A 19,439-nucleotide genomic window follows, 5' to 3' on the forward strand; every position below is an offset into this window, starting at 1 on the left:
TGCGCAATAAAAAAGACAGCTATTGAATTGAATGAGATGTTTCCAATAGCTATCCATAATAAATTTTATCTTCTAACAGTCTTTTTCGTCAAGAAAAAGTAAAAACATACCCTCATACTTCCATAAAGAACAACATGTAATCGAACATTTTCAAAAAATTCATTCATTAAATCGTTTTACCGCATTTGTTGCACATGATGCTAAAAGAGCCTTTCCAGCTTTTAGTTGCACATTTTTAAAAGGAGAAGGCTGGCGCCGCATATTTTGAAACCAGTCGTCGTAGCTTCTCACATCAATTATTTCAATATCTGCCGGCAGCTCTGAAGCATGTATATATCCCGTTCTGTTTAATAATATTTTTCGAATTGGAAAGTCAACCTCCGCATTTGATAAAATCTGTTTTACTATATTTGCTGTCCGCTCCAATCCGATAATGGGAGATAATATTTTTTTCTCGCCTTGATCGTCCCGTTTCAGCCAAAATTTCTGTTTTGTACCGATTAATACGTTGTTTTCTTTATATTCTAATGCGGTAAGGCATACGATATCTGTTGGCCGAATGATGATAATTTCTCCTTGGACAGAGGCTTTTTTAATAAGAAAAACCGGATAATACATGACAAAATAAGTGTCAGGAAACCGCTGCAAAAAATATTTGAGCAGCGAATCCTTTTCAAAAGCTTCATCCATCGGGGAAATTTCCCGAATGGTAGAGCTTGCCCATACAAGCTGGGAGTTGAAAATCCGATCTAAAAACAATTGTTTTTCACTATCTAAGGTTGAATGAGCAAATTGGATACTCTCAAACCTTTTTTTAATTTCTTCCCACTGTTGTTTTTTCAAGCGGATAAATTGATTGGCATAACGATTTAGATCTATTTCATACCTTGATATATAATCCTCCATTTTAATCAACTGAGCCAAGATCGCGTCATCTCCTCTTTATCTCTACAAAAATAGCTGAACAACGTACGGGCAGATAATGGAAGCAAATATAGCGCTTAACGTCATCGAAATCGAACCGATTGCTCCTTCCAGACTGCCGTATTCTGCTGCCCTCGCTGTGCCAATTCCGTGGGAAGCTGTACCATATCCGATCCCAATAGCAATTGGATGATTTATGCGAAGTAATTTCAATAAATAAGGTCCAAACATCGCACCAAATATTCCTGCTATCATGACATAAACTGCAGCAAGGGTAGGATTACCTCCAATTATGTCTGTGATATCCATAGCTACCGGCGAAGTGACCGATTTGGGCGCAAGCGAAAGAATCAGTTCCTTATCTATTCCGAATAAAACAGCCATCATAATTCCTGAACACAGCCCGATAATCGTGCCGACGACAACGCTCAAAACAATTGATACAGCGTACTTTTTCAATGTTGATCGATGCTTGTACAGCGGGAATGCCAGCGCGACTACGGCAGGGCCTAGAAGCTCATCAATCCATTTTCCTCCATACATGTACGTATGATACGAAATATGAAATGTAATCAATAAACTAATGATGACAAATGTTGAAGTGGCAATCGGAACTAATAATGGAATATGGATTTTATTGTACAATTTAACCATTAGCCAATAAATCAGCACTGTAGCAAGTATCATTAAGATGGAGACTATTATTTTCATAAGCTTTGATCACTCCCATTCTGCCCAGCAGCCTGCTTTTTTTTTGGCAGCGGTCATCTGGCTGACGAAAGATGAAATGGACATCACCAGCACCGTGCTAATAATGACAATGAATACTGTCAAGATACCTTTTGATTGGAACAGCGAAAAATATTCCATCACCCCAACTGTCGCAGGAATAAATAAAAGGGCAAGATGCTTGACTAAAAAAGAGCACCCGTCTTTCACTAAATTTTGAAAAGGCTCGTAATGCAAAAGAGCGAAAAGAATCAACATGCCTATAATGCTTCCTGGAATCATTAAATGAAACAATTTTTGAAGGAACGTGCCAATAACATAAATGACATACAATAAACCTATTTGCCATATCAAATTAAATATTTTCAATTTTTTTACCCCTTACTCCTCTCATTATCCTCCAAGAGGAATTTGTTTGATCGCTTCATATTTAGGCGTTTGGTCAATATTCGTTTGGAATAAAGTAACAGAACCCACATGAAAATGTTCGTTTAACAAATATGGGGCGCTTTTCTCCTCCAAGGAAAATGAAAGCTGTCCTTCCCATTTTCTGGCGACAGTAATATGAGGTCTAAACGGACGTTCATCTAAAGAGAAATCGAAAGCTTTGCACGTATTATAAACTTCATTTCGCAACTGGTATAATAACTCGTTTTCTTTCACGCCTACCCATAAAATTCGCGGATGTTCCCGTTTCCCAAAAATTCCTGCCTCTGAAAGTTCAAGTGAAAAAGACGGAATTTTCCGGCAGGGCTCAAGCAAGCTTTCTGACAGCAAAGCAAGCCTCTTTGCATCAACATTCCCTAAAAACACTAATGTTACATGATAGTCAAAAGGATGGACGTAACGCGAAAAGTGCCACCGATCTTGATTCGCTGATATCCATTTTGTAATACTTTTTGCCGTTTCAATCGGAACATCCAATGCAAGAAAATAATGTTTTTGCATTTTTTTCTATCCTCACTTTCGAACATATTGTAGCAAAAACTGCGCATTCTTTGTATATCCGAGTTTTTCTGTCCGTATAAATTATGATATGATATGGATGGACTATATCAAAAGGAAGTGTTTTGAATGCGCGTAGTTCATAATATCGCTGATTTAATAGGAGAAACTCCATTAGTCAAATTAAACAGAATTAGCCCGAAAAACGGCGCAGATATTTATGTAAAGCTTGAGTATTTTAATCCTACCCGCAGCGTTAAGGACAGAGCTGCTTATAATATGATCGTAGAAGCTGAAAAACAAGGTTTGTTAAAACCGGGAGCTACAATTATTGAACCGACAAGCGGCAACACTGGCATTGGGCTCGCCATGAATGCGGCCGCCAAAGGATATCGGGCAATTATTGTCATGCCGGACACCATGACAGAAGAACGGATCAATTTGCTGAAAGCATACGGAGCTGAAGTTGTATTAACGCCTGGGGACGAGAAAATGCCCGGTGCGATTAAAAAGGCGCAAGAACTGGTAAAGGAAATACCGAACAGCTTCATACCGATGCAGTTTGAAAACCCTGCCAACCCAGATGCCCACCGGAAAACAACAGCTTTAGAAATTGTCGAAGCAATGAAAGAAATAGGAAAACCGCTTTCCGCTTTTGTTGCAACGTCTGGAACAGGAGGAACAATCACCGGCACGGGAGAAACGTTAAAAAAATATTTTCCTGAGATGACCATTCACGTTGTCGAGCCTGCTGGGTCACCTGTTTTATCCGGGGGCAGTCCTGGCAAGCATAAACTTGTCGGAACAAGTCCTGGCTTTATCCCTAAAACATTAAACACGAACATTTATGATGAAATACACAAAGTGAAGGACGATGAAGCGTACGAAATCACCCGCAGACTCGCCAAGGAAGAAGCTATATTAGTGGGACCTTCATCAGGTGCTGCATGTTTTGCCGCAATTCAAGTTGCAAAAAGATTATCTCCTGATGATGTTGTCGTGTGCATGACGGCTGATACAGGCGAACGCTATTTATCAAGCGATTTGTTCTTATTTGAATAACCGTTTATAAATTGCCTTCTTGCTGTTTCTGTGAGATAATTGAATCTAATTATGTAAAGTTTTCTAGGGTTCCGCAAGTGCCGTTCGCTTGGACTGGTCCGAGAGAAAACGCACAAATTGCTGTGTACACGGAAGGATAAAAGCCTGGGAGAATGACCTTATGGTTTCTCGCAGGCTTTTTTGATTGTGATGGAAAGGGGGAATTTGTTTATGAATTGGTTTTTAATCGTTGTTTCGGCTATTTTTGAAGTGGCGTGGGTCATCGGCTTAAAGCACTCAGACAATGTTTTGGAATGGATGCTAACCGTGATCTCTATTTGCATAAGTTTTTTGCTGCTTCTTTATTTAACTAAAAAATTGCCGACAGGAACGGTATATACAATATTTGTCGGACTCGGCACTTTAGGAACAATTTTATGTGAGATTATTTTATTCGACGCCCATTTCAGCCCGATGAAAATGGTATTTATTTTGTCGCTAATTTGCGGAATCATCGGGCTGAAATATCAAACAAGCAAATTGGAAGCAAAAGAAGGTGACAAATCTTGAGCTGGATATTTTTAATTATTGCAGGATGCTGCGAAGTCATCGGCGTAACAGGATTAACAAAAGTGAACACGTCGCCAAGCTTCTCATCCTTCTTTATGCTAATTGGCGGATTTATTTTAAGCTTATATTTTTTATCGCTTTCGATGAATGAAATTCCGATGAGCATTGCCTATGCAGTCTGGACAGGTATCGGCACTGTCGGCAGCACGCTCGTCGGCATGTATGTATTCGATGAACCGAAAGACAAATGGAGAATAACATTTATCGCCTTAATTATTGTTTCTGTTATTGGTCTGAAGCTAGTAGACTAAAGGACACTTATTTGGCTAATTCATAAATCGCTTGAGCGTAGATGGCTGTCGCTTTTAACAGGTCTTCGATATAAATGTATTCGTCTTTTTGATGAGCGATATCTTCCCTTCCCGGAAACAACGGACCAAAGGCGATTCCTGCCTTGAGAGATCTGGCATAAGTGCCGCCGCCGATGGAGATGAGCTCCGCTTTTTGCCCTGTTTGCTCTTCATACACTTTTTTCAATGTTTGAATAAGCGGATGATTTTGTTCTACGTAATGGGGAGCTGAATCGGAAAAGTGAATAAGCTGGCAACCAGCTATTTTTTCTAGTTTTTCTTTAATCTCGCTCCCTTTTTTTGTTACAGGATAGCGGATATTAATGCTAACGGTTTTCTCTTTCCCCTTTTCGTAATGAATAATTCCGACATTCACCGTTAACTCACCGCTTACTTCATCTTGTGTTGAGATATCCAGCTTTTTCCCTCTTGTATCTTGATAAAAATAACGATTAATCCAATCAACAAAGCCTTTTCCTTCGCCATCCAGCGGCAATGCTGACAAAAAATTCGCCAAATAAATCCCGGCATTTTTTCCGTTATCAGGTTCCATCGCATGAGCGGATATCCCTTCAAGCTCGGCGACTGCACCTTCTTCATTTTGATACATTCGACCTTTTAATTGTGATGCTGATAAAAATTGCTTAAAGCTTTTTTCAACCTCTGAGAAATTTTGGACATTTCCAAGCACAGCTTTCGCAAAATCAGGAACCATGTTAAACCGTCTGCCGGAAGAAAAGCTTTTTAACACATATTTTCCTGCTGCATGTTTATTCACGCTGTTCACCGAAAACACTGCATCGATTATCCCTTTTTCTGCATGAATAATTGGAAAATCAGCATCTGGCGCAAATCCGATGTCAGGCATTTCTTCATGCTTAAAGTAATGATCGACACAGCGCCAGTCACTTTCTTCATCAGTGCCAATGATCATTCTCACCCGCTTAGATAACGGAAGACCTAATTCTTTTACAATTTTCATGGCGTAGTATACTGCCATCGTCGGCCCTTTATCATCCAACGCACCGCGGGCATATATTTTCCCATCATGGATCGTTGCGCCGTAAGGATCAAATGACCAGCCGTCCCCTTCTGGCACGACATCAACATGGCAGAGGACGCCGACGATTTCCTTTCCTTTTCCCATTTCAATATGACCGGCATATCCGTCTAAATTTTTGACTTGAAACCCGTCTTTTTCCCCTTTTTGCAAAAGATGTTCTAACGCTTGCTTAATTCCTTTGCCAAACGGTGCTCCAATTTGTTTTGTTTTTTCATCGAGCACACTTTTGATTTGTAGAAATTTTTGTGTTTCTAAAATAATTTCTTCTTTTCTTTTTAACACTTCATCCATCCAGTTCATGATACGTTCGATCCTTTCTTTCTCTTATTATTTAAGTGTAACATAAAGATTCTCTTTTTTTTCAGCAAAAAAAATGTGGTTGTCTTCTTGCAAAAAAGTCAAAAAACGAATATTATATATATGTTTTTATAAAATGTTCGTATTTAATTGGAGGTATCATATGTTTAAACTAAAAGAACACGGAACAAATGTTAAAACTGAAATTATTGCCGGTTTAACCACCTTTTTAACAATGGTATATATCGTTGTTGTCAACCCAATTATCTTATCGGAAGCAGGCGTTCCGTTTGATCAAGTGTTTACAGCGACAGTTGTTGCCACGATCATCGGTACTTTATGGATGGCGCTTTCGGCAAATTATCCGATAGCGATCGCTCCAGGTATGGGAATGAACGCATATTTTGCCTATACTGTTGTTGGGGCGGAAAAAGTTAATTATGAAATTGCCTTTTCAGCAGTATTTCTTGCAGGCATCCTGTTTATTATTCTTTCGCTAACTCCGTTTCGTAAACAAATAATCGAAGCCATTCCAAGCAATTTAAAAAATGGAATTACCGCCGGCATCGGTTTATTTATTGCGTTTATCGGACTAAGATTGACCGGGCTGATCACCGATCATCCGCAAAATTTAGTGACTCTTGGGGATCTGCATTCTCCTTCCGTCGTTCTCGCTCTTGTCGGCCTTGCTATAACTCTTATCTTAATGAGCTTGAATGTTCATGGTGCACTTTTTATCGGAATGATTTGTACCGGTATCATCGCATTTTTTACCGGACAATTATCGTTTGACCAAGGAATTGTTTCAATTCCAAAACTGCCGGAAGGCATTATAATCGCCAACCCGATTGATGCAATTGGGGATGTGATTCAACATGGTTTATTTGCAGTCGTCTTTTCCTTTTTATTAGTGACCATTTTTGACACAACTGGAACAATGATCGGCGTTGCCAAACAAGCAGGTTTAATGAAAGGGGATGAAATGCCGAACGCACGCAAAGCCCTTCTAGCTGACTCAATAGCAGCAACAGCAGGCGCTATGCTCGGAACAACTCCGACGAGTGCTTACATTGAGTCTTCTTCAGGAGTAGCTGCTGGCGGTAGAACTGGTTTGACAACTTTAACCGTTGCCGTATTGTTTGGTGTTGCTGCATTTTTCAGTCCGATCGTTGCAGCTGTGTCCGGCATTTCAGCGATTACAGCACCTGCGTTAATTATAGTTGGAAGCTTAATGATGGGCTCAATTGCCGAAATTAATTGGAAAGAAATTGATGAAGCATTTCCGGCCTTTTTAGTCATTTTAAGCATGCCGCTTACATCAAGTATTGCAACTGGAATTGCGCTCGGATTTATCTCTTATCCTCTCATGAAAGTCATGAAAGGAAAATGGAAAGAGGTTCATCCATTTTTGTACATTTTCGCCGTACTATTTTTCATCCAGCTCTTTTTCCTGGGAGGTCATTAATTAAGAGGCTTTCCCAAAAGGAAAATCTATTAAAAATAAAAAATGGATATCGGGCTTTTGAAATTGGAGATGCCTCTCTAAGCTGATATGCACCCCTTAAGGTAGAGCAATCTGTTTTGCCTTAAGGGGAGTTTTTCTATGTATGTCATCCATTCTAAAGTGTCTTTCCATGTATTAAGATTGGACGCAGGCTGCACCTCTATATAGTTGGAACGAACTATTAAATTTGTGGAGCATTAATCATCATAAGGGTTTATCTAGAAATTCAAGTCCTATTAAGTCATAAACGTCGATAGGATTGTCAATAATCCTTACAAACGACTTTTTAGGCAGCCACAGTTAAAATATCATCATGATCGTAACGGTATGAGGTGTAGGTGAACAAGAAAAGGAACGTCCATAAATTTGTAAGTGTGTAAGGGGATCAGAAGAGATAAATGACTTTATTACCGAATAAAGCATAATCTGAGATATTCTATTGAACGTTACACAAAATTCTTGACAGTACCTTTATTTGCAATTTTTTTATTCCCTTCCTATTTTTCTTCTAAATTTTTATTTATAAAATTTTTCATTACCTTATTTACCTTAATTCCTCCATTTAAGCCATTCGTTCTGTAACTTCCTATATGTATTCCTATCACTTCATTTTTACTATTTAAAATCGGAGATCCCGATTGACCTGATGTCGTATCTATATCATAATAAAGATTAAAGATATCTTCGCTCAATACCCTTCCATTCATTTCATATTGTGAGACTGTACCAGTTTCCTCCAGTTTATCAACTGGATAGCCAATAACTTTAATAGGCTTTCCTTTGGTATACTTAATATTTTTAATATCCAACTTTTCTATGTTTTGCCCAATGGGTTTATCTAATTTGATAATGGCATAATCAAATTTAGAATTCCCTGAATGAATATATGGTTCTGGAACAATATATTCTATAGAATCTGCAGATTCAAAAGGAAATTCATCCTTATTTACTCCTGGATATATTGTACTATTTCTATAAAACTGTTTTGTGTCTGGATTATATACACAATGGGCTGCGGTCAAAACCTTATCATCGTCAATAATCGTTCCTGTACAGATTGAGTCAAGAGAGTATATGAAAGAAATAGATGAGTAGGGTTTTTTTTCTGAATTTTCTACTTCAGATCGTTCATCTTTCCCAATAATTGAAAAAGGAGTAATGATTGTATTAATGTTTCCTTCTTTAGCACCCGCATTAATATTGTTATTAAAGAGAAAAATAAATAGAATAGTAAATTTTAAAATAAAAAAACATCGACTATTTTTCATTTTTTAAATTCCTTTCACTTATTTGTATTTTGGGATTGCTTATCTTCTCTTTCTATCATTTTCCCAATTGTTCCAATTCCCAAAAAACCAAAATACATAATTGTATAAAAAATTATCTCTGTATCAGAATAGAATTTAACAATATCCATTCGTGGTACTGTAATTTTCATATAAAAAATAAATAATGATAACTCGATTATGTGAACGATGAAAATTCCTCCAATTTTATTAAACCCCGTATAATTAACAATAGTTTCCAATAAGATACTTAAAGGAATAAGTAAGATAAATCCAGCAAGTACATTCAAAGATAAAAATATTGGTCCATAAAAACTTAAAAACTCGAAACTAACAATTATACTCGCTACATACTGTAAACCCATTATGAAACATATAATGATAATTAAAACAATTACTATAAATATAGGAACTAAAAAAAAATCTTTTTTCATGTCAACAATTAAAAGCAGAACAGTTGACTGTTCTGCTCCCTCCTTATTCTTAAGTTTATAATAGAAATGAAACGATAATTTTAGCAATATCATCTGCAACATCTTTTGGTATACCAGCTTTTTGAAGACCTTTAGATATTCCGCTTTCTGTTGTTTTTTCTGCTTTTTCCAGTCCATCGGCTATTTTTAATCGATATTTTTTTATTTTATTAGCTGCTGATTTGCTTAAAGGTGCGAGAGCTTTCTCAAGTACCCATCCACCTGCTCTTAATATTGATGCAAGAACTTTTAATTTAGCTTCTTCATCGACTGAATCTTTCACTACTTTAGATGTTGCTATTTTAGTTGTCTTACTATGAGTAGCTGCCGATGCTCCTATTGGTCCAATTCCTAAGATTAATATACTAAGACTTATTACTGCAGGTAACACTTTCGATTTCATAATTTTCATTTTCTTCCCCCTTTCTTTTTAAAATTTTAAAAATTCTATATTATTTTTACCTGAAATTACATTAGCATTGCATAAATATAGTTAGAATTTTCTGTTAATTAATTTTTGTGAATTTGTGCCAAAAAGACAAAACCTAAAGAAAGGTGGCACTGCCCATTTGGTAAATATATACAGTTAAACCAGAGGGACAACGACAAAAGGGAGATTATGGACTGGCTCGCCCATCAAATTTTCGCAACCAAACATAAGCTGGTTTCCACAGAGCTCTCTTTAACCAACGAGTAATTCGAAGTAGAGATTTCTTACTTTTCATCTCCAATTGAATGAGAACATGTAAGCAATACGTGATAAGGGCTAAGAAAATTTGATTTTGAATAGCTGTTTCACTCATCCCATAAAAGTGCTTAATTTCCACGTGTTGCTTGAGCCATTTGAAAAAGAGCTCAATAGCCCAGCGAGATCGGTAAATATCACTTATCTCTTCTGGTTTTAAATCAAATCGGTTGGTGATGAAACGAAGTAAGTTCCCTTTTGTGTCCGTAACTTCTAGTAGACGAAAGACATTTTCAGTACGATTTTGTGTGGTACCAATGTAGACCATTTTATCGGATAGAACGTGACAATCATCAGGAAGTGAAAATGTATAGACTTCACGAATGACTGCGTTTTTCTTCAGTCTTGAAACGAAGAAATAGCCATCATCTGTCATCCGATCAAAACGTTCATAGTCCACATAACCGCGGTCAAACACATACATGGCTTCTTGATCATCCACTAGGACTTCGAGTTGATTTCGGTCATGTTCTTTTGCTGTCGTAATCACTGCTTTTTCAGGATAGACGGTGTCTTTATCCATGAAAACGAGCCGTAAGTGTAGCTTTACACCAGCTTTTGTTTTACGGAATTTTGCCCATTTATAATGGGTCAAATTCAACGGGAGTGTACTTGAATCAATGATTTTCAGTGGCATATTCTTTCCGTTTTGATAATGGTGCCGTTGAATTTTCCAAACAAGATCCAAGAACAAATTTGCAAGAATTAGTGGGTTGATCTGATTGTTTTTTCGGGATAGCTGAGAGGCACTTATCGATTCAAATCCGAGTGCTTTTTGAAGATCTTCGTCTACAAGTGCATCACTCATTTCCTCTAAGCTCGTAAATTCGAGCAGCTGGGCTACCAATAAAAGTTTAATATAGGCTTCTGTTGTCAGCTTTTTTGTGTAATAGTCCTGTTTCAATTCTTTGACTTGTTCGCTAAGTTTTTGAATATTTATGGGTGAAACCCATTTACCAAATGATGAAATTAGTGTATTCTTGTCCATAATGGTTATCCTTTACGATTGGATTTGGACAGGAACCACCTGTACTTCCATTGTAAAGGATTTTTTTGTTTCGAAATCAATAAAAAATTGAACATTCTTAGTATTTTGAATCATCAGATTTAATTACTGCAATGCTAGTGCTGAAATTATAACATATAATACCAATAATGTAAATATTTTTCTAATAGCACAACATTAATACTGCCAATTCATCTCTTTATCCATATCCTCCTATCTCAATAAAAATCTATACTTATATCGTAACACGTATCGAGATTGTTCGAGAAAGTTTCACCATCTTAATAGGGCTTATCGTGTTCGTTCTTCTATGCCAAACGCACATTTTTCCTAGACAACAATGTTACATTTTATTTGTACTCTTACTGTAAATGTTATCTAAGTAGAAAAAAGAAATATATCATCATTGAAGTATTTTTATGCATAAGATTCCCAACATTTGTAAGGTCAGTTCCTTTCATCTTTTTTATGATCATCAATTTTGACAGCAAAAATTTTCCTTTGTTCATACAACGTTTTTTATTTGCATCTGTATTGCTTAGACAAAGATATTTAAGAAAAAGATAATTTGTAGATTTTTGAAAACTCCAACGGTGGGTTTTTTTGCATTCATCAAGCTTTCTAATCACCAATTGAATTTTTTTAGTTGAAGGAATCATCACTTCACTATTTGTCTATTCGACTGGGGTCAGTTCAAGCTGTTAAATCGGCCTATGAGAGGTAAGTATTGTAAATATTATGTGAATTTTATGAACACACTGGAAAGTTTACATGTAAATTGTGTATAATGGAATTGTACCACTTTAGGAGTTTGACATCTAATGCATGGACATTGAAGAGTATGTAGGTTTGTGATTTCGATGCATTAAATGATAGGGAGTGGTTTTTTGAAACCTTCAACAAACCGTATGCTAACCCGAATCAAATCCGTCTACATGTTCATTCATGAAAGGGGTACAGTAACAACTCAAGAGCTTGTCGATGAATTTGGTATTACCCCCAGAACGATTCAGAGGGATTTAAACGTGTTAGCATATAACGATTTAGTGCACAGTCCTGCAAGAGGAAAATGGGCAACAACTAACAAGAAGGTCAAGATGTCATCCTAGCTACTAAAAAAAGAAAATTTGGTTATTCGTTCACATACATATATGGGGCTGATCCAAAAGTTACATAACTTTTGGTCTCAGCCCCTTTTTGTCTGCTGTTGCAAGCAATTTCCACCTTTTTCGGCGCCAGTTTGTCCGCCTTTTTAAAAAACGGAAGTTCAATTTGAACGTTTTTCAAACTACAAAGGAAAATCGGCTGAATCGCCCGGCTGCCCTTGAATCGATCGCAGTTGTTCTAATTCTTCTTTTGTCAGTTCTCGATATTCCCCTGTTTGCAATGTTTGATCTAGTTCAAGCGTTCCCATTTGGATTCGTTTTAAATATTTCACTTTTTTTCCGACAGCAGAAAACATCCGCTTAATTTGATGGTATTTCCCCTCCGTTATGGTGACAAAAACTTCAGAAATGTCGTCTGCCTTAATAATTTCAAGCAAGGCAGGCTTTGTAACATAACCGTCATCAAGTTTTACACCTGCTTTGAACCGCTCGACATCTTCCTCTGCCACTAGACCAATAACTTCCGCAAAATATTTTTTAGGAACATTTTTCTTGGGCGATGTTAATTGATGGGCAAGCTGTCCGTCCGATGTTAACAGCAATAGCCCTTCGGTATCTTTGTCAAGCCTGCCGACAGGAAAGGGATTATAGCGAAGATCTTCCGGATCAAGCAAATCGACCACAGTCTTTTGGACGTTGTCTTCTGTAGCAGATAAAAAACCAGCTGGCTTGTTCATCATGAAATAAACATGTTCTTTGTACAACACCTGTTCACCGTTAATGATGATTTCTTGTTTATTCGGGTCGACATTTGTTTTCGGATCCGTCACCACTTCTCCATTAACATGAACGGCCCGTTCCTTTAGCAGCTTTTTTACTTCTTTTCTGCTGCCGTAGCCAGCATGTGCTAATAGTTTATCAATACGCATATTATCTACCCCCTTTCCTTCCTCTTACTTAAAAATCTAGTTCCAAAAATAACTTTTAGGAATCCTGATTGCTTAGCCAGCCAAAAATACGAGCCTGCTCCTAATAATGCAGCAATTCCAACCATGATGGCGGCATTTGTTTTACTTGCATGGTAATCAAAAAAGACAGTAAAGAGAGAGGAAAACGCTACAACGACAATTGACATACAGATGACCAAAATTCCCGTAAATATTGTTCTTTTCCAAAATCTTTTATACGAGTAGCCTGTATGACGGCGAATCATCATTAATCCGTATATGAGCGAGCCAAGAAACCCGATCGCAGTTGCCATAATCGAACCGTATGCACCAAACTGCGTGATAAGCCAGCTGTTTAAACAAATTTTTAGCAGAAGACCGAATGCAAGGCTGATGACAGCCAATTTTTGTTTATTAATCCCCTGCAAAATGGCGGCTGAAACAGTGAAATAAGAAAAAAGCAAAGCGATCGGTGCATAGGCAGCTAAAATGCTCGCACCTGTTTCATTGTCATTATAAAAAAACATGTAGATTGGTTCGGAAAGAATAATGATCCCAATGGATGCAGGGAGAACGAGAAACATTAATGTTTGAAACGCTTGGTCAATTTGTCTTCTAACAAACGGAAAGTTTTGATTCGTGAACGCATTTGTAATGGCCGGCACGAGCGTTAAGCCAAAAGCAGTTGCTAAAGAAACAGGAATCATGACAATTTTATTCACTAAAAAATTGACCATGGCATATAATTCTTGCGCTCTTTCGCCTTCTCCCGCCTGAATCATAGCTTTATTAAACGTAAAAGAATCGACAAATTGATATAAAGGAATAGCTAGTCCGACAAATACAAACGGACCGGCATACCTGAACACCTCGAGAAACATTTGCTTCGTGGAAATGCCGGAAGGTTCAATTTTGTTCTCCTGCATCGCCAATAAGGAATTTTTTCTTTTCATCCAATACAAAAAAAGGACGAACAGCCCGCCGATGGCGCCAACAAAGGCGGCAAATGTCGCATAACCCACCGCTGTAATGATATCGCCATGTAATACTTTTAAAATGATATAGCTGGAAACAAGCAAAAAAATGATGCGCACTAGCTGTTCTATTACTTGGGAAACGGACGTCGGGCCCATTGACTGATGCCCTTGAAAAAAACCTCGTATTAAACTCATGATCGGAACAACTATAAGCGCAAGGCTGACCATTCGTATAACATATGTGACATCCTCAACTGTCACACCTTGCAGCTCCTGTTGGCCAAGCTGGTGTTCCGCAAAGAAAGGCGCAGTCACAAATAAAATAAAACAAGTGAAAATTCCTCCAAGAAGCATAAACAGCATCCCAGATCGAAACATTCTGCGGCTTGTCTCGTAATCACCAATGGAATTATATTTTGCGACAAATTTTGAAATGGCCATAGGAAATCCCATTGTCGCAATGCTTAAAAAAATCGTATACGGAACATATCCATATTGATACAAAGCACTTCCCGTTTCTCCAACCAACGCGAAAAACGGAATGACATAAATCATTCCTAAAATCCTTGAAATATATGTACCTAATGTTAAAATAAACGTCCCTCTTAATAATTTATCCGACATCTTTTGCTCACCATTGTTTCTAACAAAAATTTTCAACTATAACATTTTACCACATTCACTAGGAACTAAGATATAGTCATCACTCATTGAATTCAAAAATTCATCTTTTTATAATGATATAAGACTAGGATGTAGACGAAACTAGGATCAATCTAAAAGTACGAATAAATTGGACAAGCAACATCAACTTCTTAAAGGTTGTGAGAATATGAATTATGATGTAGCAGTAATTGGAGGGGGACCATCTGGATTGATGGCCGCCATCGCCGCCGCTGAAAACGGAGCGAACGTGCTGTTAGTCGATAAAGGAGAAAAATTAGGAAGAAAGCTGGCGATCTCCGGTGGCGGACGGTGCAATGTAACAAATCGCCGGTCAATTGAAGAAATTATCAAAAATATTCCCGGCAACGGACGATTTTTGTATGGCGCTTTTTCGCAATTTAATAATGAAGACATTATACGCTTTTTCGAAAACCTTGGAGTTCGTTTAAAAGAGGAAGACCATGGCCGGATGTTTCCAGTATCAAACAGAGCTCAAGACGTAGTCAATGCGCTACTTTCCGAACTGAAAAGGCTGAACGTTACAATTAAAACAAATCATCCGGTTGAAAACATCGAATACAGTGAAAGCAAAGTAAAAGGAATCTGGTTGAAAAATAAAACCTTTATTCCTGCCAAAGCTGTTATCGTAGCTGTAGGAGGAAAATCTGTCCCTCATACCGGAAGTACTGGAGACGGATACGTGTGGGCAAAAAAAGCCGGTCATACTGTGACGGAATTATTTCCAACTGAAGTGCCGATTACTTCGAATGAACCGTTTATCCGAACAAAACAATTGCAAGGCCTGTCGTTAAGAGATGCGGCTTTAAGTGTGTTGAATCAAAAGGACAGACCAATTATTACGCACAAAATGGATTTTATTTTTACCCATTTTGGCGTATCAGGTCCAGCTGCACTAAGATGCAGCCAATTTGTTGTAAAACAATTGAAAAAAGAAAAAACGGTGACGTTGTCAATTGACGCTTTTCCTACTGAAAATGAAGAAAATCTTTTTCAGCATATTTTGCTTAAATTGAAAGGCGAACCGAAAAAGGCTGTTAAAAATGTATTAAAAGGTCTCTTGCCTGAACGATATTTGCTATTTTTGCTGGAGGAATCCGAAATCGATCATTCGATGACATATTCCCAGCTTTCAAAAGATAAGCTGCGCCAATTTGTCCGCTTAGTGAAAGATTTCCGCTTCGAAGCAAACGGCACGCTCCCAATCGAAAAAGCGTTTGTGACCGGCGGAGGCGTTTCTATAAAGGAAATCGATCCAAAGACGATGGCCTCTAAACTAATGAACGGGCTTTATTTTTGCGGCGAAATATTGGATATTCACGGCTACACGGGCGGCTACAACATCACGGCTGCGCTCGTAACCGGACGGCTGGCAGGCTTGTACGCAAGCCGTTACGTAGAAAAGGGCGAACCGATAAGTTGAACTGCCTCCTATCAAGTAGTTAGTGGAAATAATAAAAGTTGATCTAAGCGGTCTTGGCTCTATATTCCAAAGGACTGAGACCGTTTAATTTTTCTTGATAAAGATGGTAATTGTAAAATTGGATGTATTCGTCAATCGCATTCTTTAGCTCTTCAAATGTATCGTACTTATGTAAATAATATTTTTCACATTTACTGTTCCCCAAAAGGATGCCATTGGACCATTATTCTATACATCGTCCAACACGAGACATATTATGTGTTAACCCTACTTGATCAATCCTTCCTTTAAATCCATGTGAAGTAAATTGAAATCCTCGATCACTATATAGTAAATAATGTTTACCACAAATAGAAGGAATTTCTTTGACTAACGTGTAAAACACTAGCTTATTATTATTAGATTGCTAAATACATAGCTAACAATAGAACCATCAAAGGTCTAAAATAACACTTAAATAAGCTTTCTTTGAAGAACCATATTTTAGTTCTATCACATTCGTTATCCATTTTTCATTCGGTTTACTGGCTGTAAATTCACGATTTAAAATGTTATCTGCGCATGTTGGGGTTAGATGGATACAATCTGTCATTCGTAAAGAGAAAAAGGTTATTATAAAAACGTTGATGAGAGTTCTGTTCATGTTTACCCTGATTTTGAGTAGAAGTAGAAGCAGAGGCAAAGTGAGGTAATACAGTTCCGAGAAGTAAAAAAGTAAATGGTCAGTAAAGAGATTACTTTGAACTTCATTTCATCTTCCTCCTCTTATATTTTTAAATACAATAGTATAATATCAAAAAAATACATATTTAACATTTTTTGCCTCAAAATAGTATAATAATGGTATATTTTAATATGAAAAGAGGATAATTCTAATGAATAGTAACAAATCCGTATTATTAGCAGTGTTTAGTATTCCGATTTTTATGTTAATCACATCTTTTGATTTATCTATACAGACTGATAGAATAAATGCCCTAATTTTCCTTGGATACACATATCCGATATTTTTCCTTTTGTATTATTTAGTTAAGATTAAAAATTTTAAACCAATGTTAGTTCTATCAATAGGAATATTATTATGGACAGCATTCACTAGTTTTTTATTCAAAGATACCTTTATTACAATTGGTTTATTTATAATTTCCATCTTAGTTTTAGTGACAATAACAGTTATAACTAAAGAACCTAATTAATCCGCATTTAATGTCATGGTATTAAATGGAATGTTTTGGATGGCATAGTATCAAATTGCATTTTTAAACCTTACCTTTTTCATTCAAAGCACATAAATTGATGGGTTTGTCTAAAAAGTCAGGATAACTTACTCTTTTTTTTAAAAAACACACAAAAAAACGTCCTATCTAGTAAAATGTGAGGTGACAAGCCCAATTTTACAGAAAGAACGTTTTTTATGAACTGGGCAGCTGACTTTTGGGGGCGCTTCTTTTTTTGCACAAATCGCTATCCCGTTGAACGGCCATGTGCGATCCGGTTTAGCTATTCGCTAGACCTGTTCGCATTCAAAAGCATTTCCAGCTGCTTATGCCGTTCTTCATTTGAAGCTTCTAAAAAGCTCTTGTCTAATAATTGATGTAAAACCATCCTTTTTTGCTCTGGGTCGTTGATTTCTTCTAAGACACGTTTTCGACCTTCCTTTAAAAATTCAACATAGTCAGCAAAATGTTCATCAAACTGCTCTGCCAAACTATTTTTTAATTTTCTGGCGAGCCCCGGAACTTTCCCGCTCGTTGATACACTGATGATTAAATCGCCCCTTTTAAATGTTGCCGGCATAATGATATTGCTTTTTTCAGGTGCATCCACTACATTGATCAGCTGATGTGCTTCACATGACTGGTAGACCTGCTCATTAACTTCCCTTTCATTCGTTGCCGCAATGACTAGAAACGCACCGTTTACATCGTCTTTTTCAAACGTTTTTTGTTTCCACGATATTTTTTTTTCTTGATGCATTCGAAGAAGATGATCTGATAGATCGGGACTGACAACCGTTATATCAGCACATGCATCGAGCAAAGCTTTTATTTTTCTTTCCGCTACCTTCCCTCCGCCGACAACGACTGTCTTTTTTCCTTTCATATTCAATATTGCGCTGTAATACATATGATCACCCTTTTTTGTCTTAGCGCTTACAATTTCTGGTTGATGCGAAGCGTTTTTTCCTTTCAAATCAAAAGGTTCTAGGATAACTTCAAAAAATTGGCCATCCTTTTTTTCGTGCAGTCGCTTCGGAACGGCATTGAAATCTTTTTTCCAATAAAAAAAGACCTAGATTCCCCATAAACAAGGATTTTCAAGCGGGTCCAAAGCTTGTTTTAAAAAGCTTTTTCATGAGTTAGTCCGTCTTCCATCCTGCAAAACGATGGCGATCATTTCAGTTTTATTTGACTTTCTCACATCAGGTACAATTTATAAAGTGTTTCCTATCTGGATCAGTGCTTATAAGCTTTCAAGATCCACTGGGCATAGCAACTGCTTGGAGCGCATGCGAACATTGATGCATTGACGAAGATTCTCTAAAATTACAATCAACCTGCGCTTCACGTCTAATTCTGTTTACATTCTTACTAAATATAATAGACTTTTCATTATTAATGTGAAAGTCTTCTTATTCTTTGTAAATAATCATCGCTGAAAAACAGTAAATTTGTTCACCTTTTTGATCGCATGTTACCGCTACATGATATTTTATGTCGATATATTTTTGACTTGGAAGCGCAGTTAAAAAAGCGTTCACTTCCTCTTCTAAATCTTTTTCATGCTCTTCGTCAAAAATGGCGACTTTATAGCTCAATTTCTTCACACTCCCTTTATTTATCTCGTTGCTTCCAATATACTTTTATGCTTGTACAAATATGACACTTTTAATAAAGGGAAAAGATTTGCTCATGTCGGCAGTTTTTATGGGGATTTTGAGGGTATTACATGCGGTATGGTTTACTGTTTTGCCACGCTAATCTTCCTTTATAAGGAAAAAACCGCGCCTACTTAAGCGCGGTTTTTCCACTTATTTTTTTATCTCGCTCTTCGGTTTGGTTTCCCCTGTCCATTCGAGCATTCCGCCAACCATATTGATGACATTAAAACCAATATCCTGTAAATATAAACAAACATTTTCACTTCTTCTTCCTGAGCGGCAGACGAAAATATATTCCTTTTCTTTATCAAATTCTTCAATGCGGTCCGGGATTTCTCCCATCGGAATATGTTTTGCTTGTGGAATCATGCCTTCTTCTACTTCTTCTTCCTCGCGGACATCAATAATGTCTAATTTTTCGCCGTTTTCAAGCTTCGTTTTGAGATCATTTGGTGTGATTTCTTTTACCATGAATGGCCATCCTTTCA

At 37.2% G+C, this 19,439-nt stretch carries 20 protein-coding genes, 1 pseudogene and 1 riboswitch; of the genes and pseudogenes, 6 read left to right on the forward strand and 15 right to left on the reverse strand.

Annotated elements, in window-relative coordinates; genetic code table 11:
• Window positions 1–159 precede the first annotated feature (159 nt).
• Genes NSQ61_RS10615 through thpR form a run of 4 tightly spaced genes read right to left on the reverse strand, consistent with a single transcriptional unit; the run spans window position 160 to window position 2,601 of the window.
• Window positions 160–924, reverse strand: a complete 765-nt coding sequence (locus NSQ61_RS10615; protein ID WP_340806948.1) for an NERD domain-containing protein — start codon at window positions 922–924, stop codon at window positions 160–162.
• A 24-nt stretch (window positions 925–948) separates the two neighbouring features.
• Window positions 949–1,635, reverse strand: a complete 687-nt coding sequence (locus NSQ61_RS10620) for an LrgB family protein (RefSeq protein WP_339229478.1) — start codon at window positions 1,633–1,635, stop codon at window positions 949–951.
• Window positions 1,636–1,644: 9 nt separating this feature from the next.
• Window positions 1,645–2,022: a CidA/LrgA family protein gene (locus NSQ61_RS10625; protein ID WP_311067008.1), complete on the reverse strand. Its 378-nt coding sequence runs from the start codon at window positions 2,020–2,022 to the stop codon at window positions 1,645–1,647.
• A gap of 24 nt (window positions 2,023–2,046) precedes the next feature.
• Window positions 2,047–2,601, reverse strand: coding sequence for an RNA 2',3'-cyclic phosphodiesterase (thpR, locus tag NSQ61_RS10630; RefSeq protein ID WP_063386605.1), 555 nt, complete (start codon window positions 2,599–2,601; stop codon window positions 2,047–2,049).
• Window positions 2,602–2,727: 126 nt separating this feature from the next.
• Here thpR and cysK point away from each other — a divergent pair, with 126 nt between their 5' ends.
• The 3 genes from cysK (at window position 2,728) to NSQ61_RS10645 (ending at window position 4,520) form a co-directional block, all read left to right on the forward strand.
• Window positions 2,728–3,660 carry a cysteine synthase A gene (gene cysK, locus NSQ61_RS10635; RefSeq protein WP_063386604.1) on the forward strand — a complete coding sequence of 311 codons (933 nt, stop codon included), beginning with the start codon at window positions 2,728–2,730 and terminating at the stop codon, window positions 3,658–3,660.
• A gap of 52 nt (window positions 3,661–3,712) precedes the next feature.
• A riboswitch (guanidine-I (ykkC/yxkD leader) is annotated at window positions 3,713–3,813 on the forward strand.
• A gap of 57 nt (window positions 3,814–3,870) precedes the next feature.
• Window positions 3,871–4,209 carry a DMT family transporter gene (locus NSQ61_RS10640; protein ID WP_130157146.1) on the forward strand — a complete coding sequence of 113 codons (339 nt, stop codon included), beginning with the start codon at window positions 3,871–3,873 and terminating at the stop codon, window positions 4,207–4,209.
• The gene (locus NSQ61_RS10645) at window positions 4,206–4,520 is read left to right on the forward strand and encodes a DMT family transporter (protein ID WP_063386602.1); all 315 of its coding nucleotides are present in this window, start codon (window positions 4,206–4,208) and stop codon (window positions 4,518–4,520) included. The genes NSQ61_RS10640 and NSQ61_RS10645 overlap by 4 nt, the downstream gene beginning before the upstream one ends.
• Window positions 4,521–4,527: 7 nt before the next feature.
• Here the strand turns inward: NSQ61_RS10645 and pepV are convergent, their stop codons facing one another.
• Complete coding sequence (pepV, locus tag NSQ61_RS10650; RefSeq protein ID WP_327855817.1) at window positions 4,528–5,922, reverse strand: dipeptidase PepV; 1,395 nt, start codon at window positions 5,920–5,922, stop codon at window positions 4,528–4,530.
• A gap of 160 nt (window positions 5,923–6,082) precedes the next feature.
• Here pepV and NSQ61_RS10655 point away from each other — a divergent pair, with 160 nt between their 5' ends.
• Window positions 6,083–7,384: an NCS2 family permease gene (locus NSQ61_RS10655; protein ID WP_063386600.1), complete on the forward strand. Its 1,302-nt coding sequence runs from the start codon at window positions 6,083–6,085 to the stop codon at window positions 7,382–7,384.
• A 536-nt stretch (window positions 7,385–7,920) separates the two neighbouring features.
• Here NSQ61_RS10655 and NSQ61_RS10660 read toward each other — a convergent pair.
• From NSQ61_RS10660 to NSQ61_RS10675, 4 genes are all read right to left on the reverse strand, one after another.
• Window positions 7,921–8,691, reverse strand: a complete 771-nt coding sequence (locus tag NSQ61_RS10660) for a trypsin-like serine peptidase (protein ID WP_144596680.1) — start codon at window positions 8,689–8,691, stop codon at window positions 7,921–7,923.
• A gap of 14 nt (window positions 8,692–8,705) precedes the next feature.
• Window positions 8,706–9,236 (reverse strand): hypothetical protein, encoded by a 531-nt coding sequence (locus NSQ61_RS10665; RefSeq protein ID WP_339229482.1) that lies wholly within the window; start codon window positions 9,234–9,236, stop codon window positions 8,706–8,708.
• Complete coding sequence (locus NSQ61_RS10670; RefSeq protein WP_339229484.1) at window positions 9,199–9,594, reverse strand: hypothetical protein; 396 nt, start codon at window positions 9,592–9,594, stop codon at window positions 9,199–9,201. The genes NSQ61_RS10665 and NSQ61_RS10670 overlap by 38 nt, the downstream gene beginning before the upstream one ends.
• A 205-nt stretch (window positions 9,595–9,799) precedes the next feature.
• On the reverse strand, window positions 9,800–10,915 hold the full coding sequence (locus tag NSQ61_RS10675; RefSeq protein WP_340806227.1) for an IS4 family transposase: 1,116 nt from the start codon (window positions 10,913–10,915) through the stop codon (window positions 9,800–9,802).
• Window positions 10,916–11,820: 905 nt separating this feature from the next.
• On the opposite strand from NSQ61_RS10675, the gene NSQ61_RS10680 reads away from it, so the two are divergent.
• Window positions 11,821–12,042: a DeoR family transcriptional regulator gene (locus NSQ61_RS10680; RefSeq protein ID WP_063386591.1), complete on the forward strand. Its 222-nt coding sequence runs from the start codon at window positions 11,821–11,823 to the stop codon at window positions 12,040–12,042.
• A 179-nt stretch (window positions 12,043–12,221) separates the two neighbouring features.
• Here the strand turns inward: NSQ61_RS10680 and NSQ61_RS10685 are convergent, their stop codons facing one another.
• Both NSQ61_RS10685 and NSQ61_RS10690 read right to left on the reverse strand, forming a co-directional pair.
• Entirely contained in the window at window positions 12,222–12,968 is a 747-nt protein-coding gene (locus tag NSQ61_RS10685; RefSeq protein WP_339194583.1) for a pseudouridine synthase, read from the reverse strand.
• A 5-nt stretch (window positions 12,969–12,973) separates the two neighbouring features.
• Window positions 12,974–14,587, reverse strand: a complete 1,614-nt coding sequence (locus tag NSQ61_RS10690; RefSeq protein WP_066249479.1) for a putative polysaccharide biosynthesis protein — start codon at window positions 14,585–14,587, stop codon at window positions 12,974–12,976.
• A gap of 208 nt (window positions 14,588–14,795) precedes the next feature.
• On the opposite strand from NSQ61_RS10690, the gene NSQ61_RS10695 reads away from it, so the two are divergent.
• A complete protein-coding gene (locus NSQ61_RS10695; RefSeq protein ID WP_340806956.1) occupies window positions 14,796–16,070 on the forward strand; it encodes a BaiN/RdsA family NAD(P)/FAD-dependent oxidoreductase in 1,275 nt (424 codons plus the stop codon).
• Between the two features lie 43 nt (window positions 16,071–16,113).
• Here the strand turns inward: NSQ61_RS10695 and NSQ61_RS20300 are convergent, their stop codons facing one another.
• The 4 genes and pseudogenes from NSQ61_RS20300 to NSQ61_RS10710 all read right to left on the reverse strand — a co-directional run bounded on the left by NSQ61_RS20300 (window position 16,114) and on the right by NSQ61_RS10710 (window position 19,422).
• On the reverse strand, window positions 16,114–16,275 hold the full coding sequence (locus tag NSQ61_RS20300; RefSeq protein ID WP_157727917.1) for an IS3 family transposase: 162 nt from the start codon (window positions 16,273–16,275) through the stop codon (window positions 16,114–16,116).
• A gap of 1,346 nt (window positions 16,276–17,621) precedes the next feature.
• Window positions 17,622–18,197 (reverse strand): annotated as a pseudogene (locus NSQ61_RS10700) (NAD(P)-binding protein); the annotation flags it as partial.
• A 505-nt stretch (window positions 18,198–18,702) separates the two neighbouring features.
• Complete coding sequence (locus NSQ61_RS10705) at window positions 18,703–18,888, reverse strand: sporulation protein Cse60 (protein ID WP_063386586.1); 186 nt, start codon at window positions 18,886–18,888, stop codon at window positions 18,703–18,705.
• A gap of 213 nt (window positions 18,889–19,101) precedes the next feature.
• Complete coding sequence (locus NSQ61_RS10710; protein WP_339194573.1) at window positions 19,102–19,422, reverse strand: rhodanese-like domain-containing protein; 321 nt, start codon at window positions 19,420–19,422, stop codon at window positions 19,102–19,104.
• Window positions 19,423–19,439 lie beyond the last annotated feature (17 nt).

The organism is Aeribacillus sp. FSL K6-1121, assembly GCF_038003725.1.
Lineage (GTDB): Bacteria > Bacillota > Bacilli > Bacillales > Aeribacillaceae > Aeribacillus > Aeribacillus composti.

What these genes read in the sequence shown, in the direction of transcription:
- NSQ61_RS10675 (WP_340806227.1), bottom strand. Translation starts at nt 10,915, where the DNA reads ATGGACAAGAATACACTAATTTCATCATTTGGTAAATGGGTTTCACCC.
- NSQ61_RS10660 (WP_144596680.1), bottom strand. Translation starts at nt 8,691, where the DNA reads ATGAAAAATAGTCGATGTTTTTTTATTTTAAAATTTACTATTCTATTT.
- NSQ61_RS10640 (WP_130157146.1), top strand. Translation starts at nt 3,871, where the DNA reads ATGAATTGGTTTTTAATCGTTGTTTCGGCTATTTTTGAAGTGGCGTGG.
- NSQ61_RS10685 (WP_339194583.1), bottom strand. Translation starts at nt 12,968, where the DNA reads ATGCGTATTGATAAACTATTAGCACATGCTGGCTACGGCAGCAGAAAA.
- thpR (WP_063386605.1), bottom strand. Translation starts at nt 2,601, where the DNA reads ATGCAAAAACATTATTTTCTTGCATTGGATGTTCCGATTGAAACGGCA.
- NSQ61_RS10670 (WP_339229484.1), bottom strand. Translation starts at nt 9,594, where the DNA reads ATGAAAATTATGAAATCGAAAGTGTTACCTGCAGTAATAAGTCTTAGT.
- cysK (WP_063386604.1), top strand. Translation starts at nt 2,728, where the DNA reads ATGCGCGTAGTTCATAATATCGCTGATTTAATAGGAGAAACTCCATTA.
- NSQ61_RS10620 (WP_339229478.1), bottom strand. Translation starts at nt 1,635, where the DNA reads ATGAAAATAATAGTCTCCATCTTAATGATACTTGCTACAGTGCTGATT.
- NSQ61_RS10655 (WP_063386600.1), top strand. Translation starts at nt 6,083, where the DNA reads ATGTTTAAACTAAAAGAACACGGAACAAATGTTAAAACTGAAATTATT.
- NSQ61_RS10690 (WP_066249479.1), bottom strand. Translation starts at nt 14,587, where the DNA reads ATGTCGGATAAATTATTAAGAGGGACGTTTATTTTAACATTAGGTACA.
- NSQ61_RS10710 (WP_339194573.1), bottom strand. Translation starts at nt 19,422, where the DNA reads ATGGTAAAAGAAATCACACCAAATGATCTCAAAACGAAGCTTGAAAAC.
- NSQ61_RS10665 (WP_339229482.1), bottom strand. Translation starts at nt 9,236, where the DNA reads ATGATATTGCTAAAATTATCGTTTCATTTCTATTATAAACTTAAGAAT.
- pepV (WP_327855817.1), bottom strand. Translation starts at nt 5,922, where the DNA reads ATGAACTGGATGGATGAAGTGTTAAAAAGAAAAGAAGAAATTATTTTA.
- NSQ61_RS10695 (WP_340806956.1), top strand. Translation starts at nt 14,796, where the DNA reads ATGAATTATGATGTAGCAGTAATTGGAGGGGGACCATCTGGATTGATG.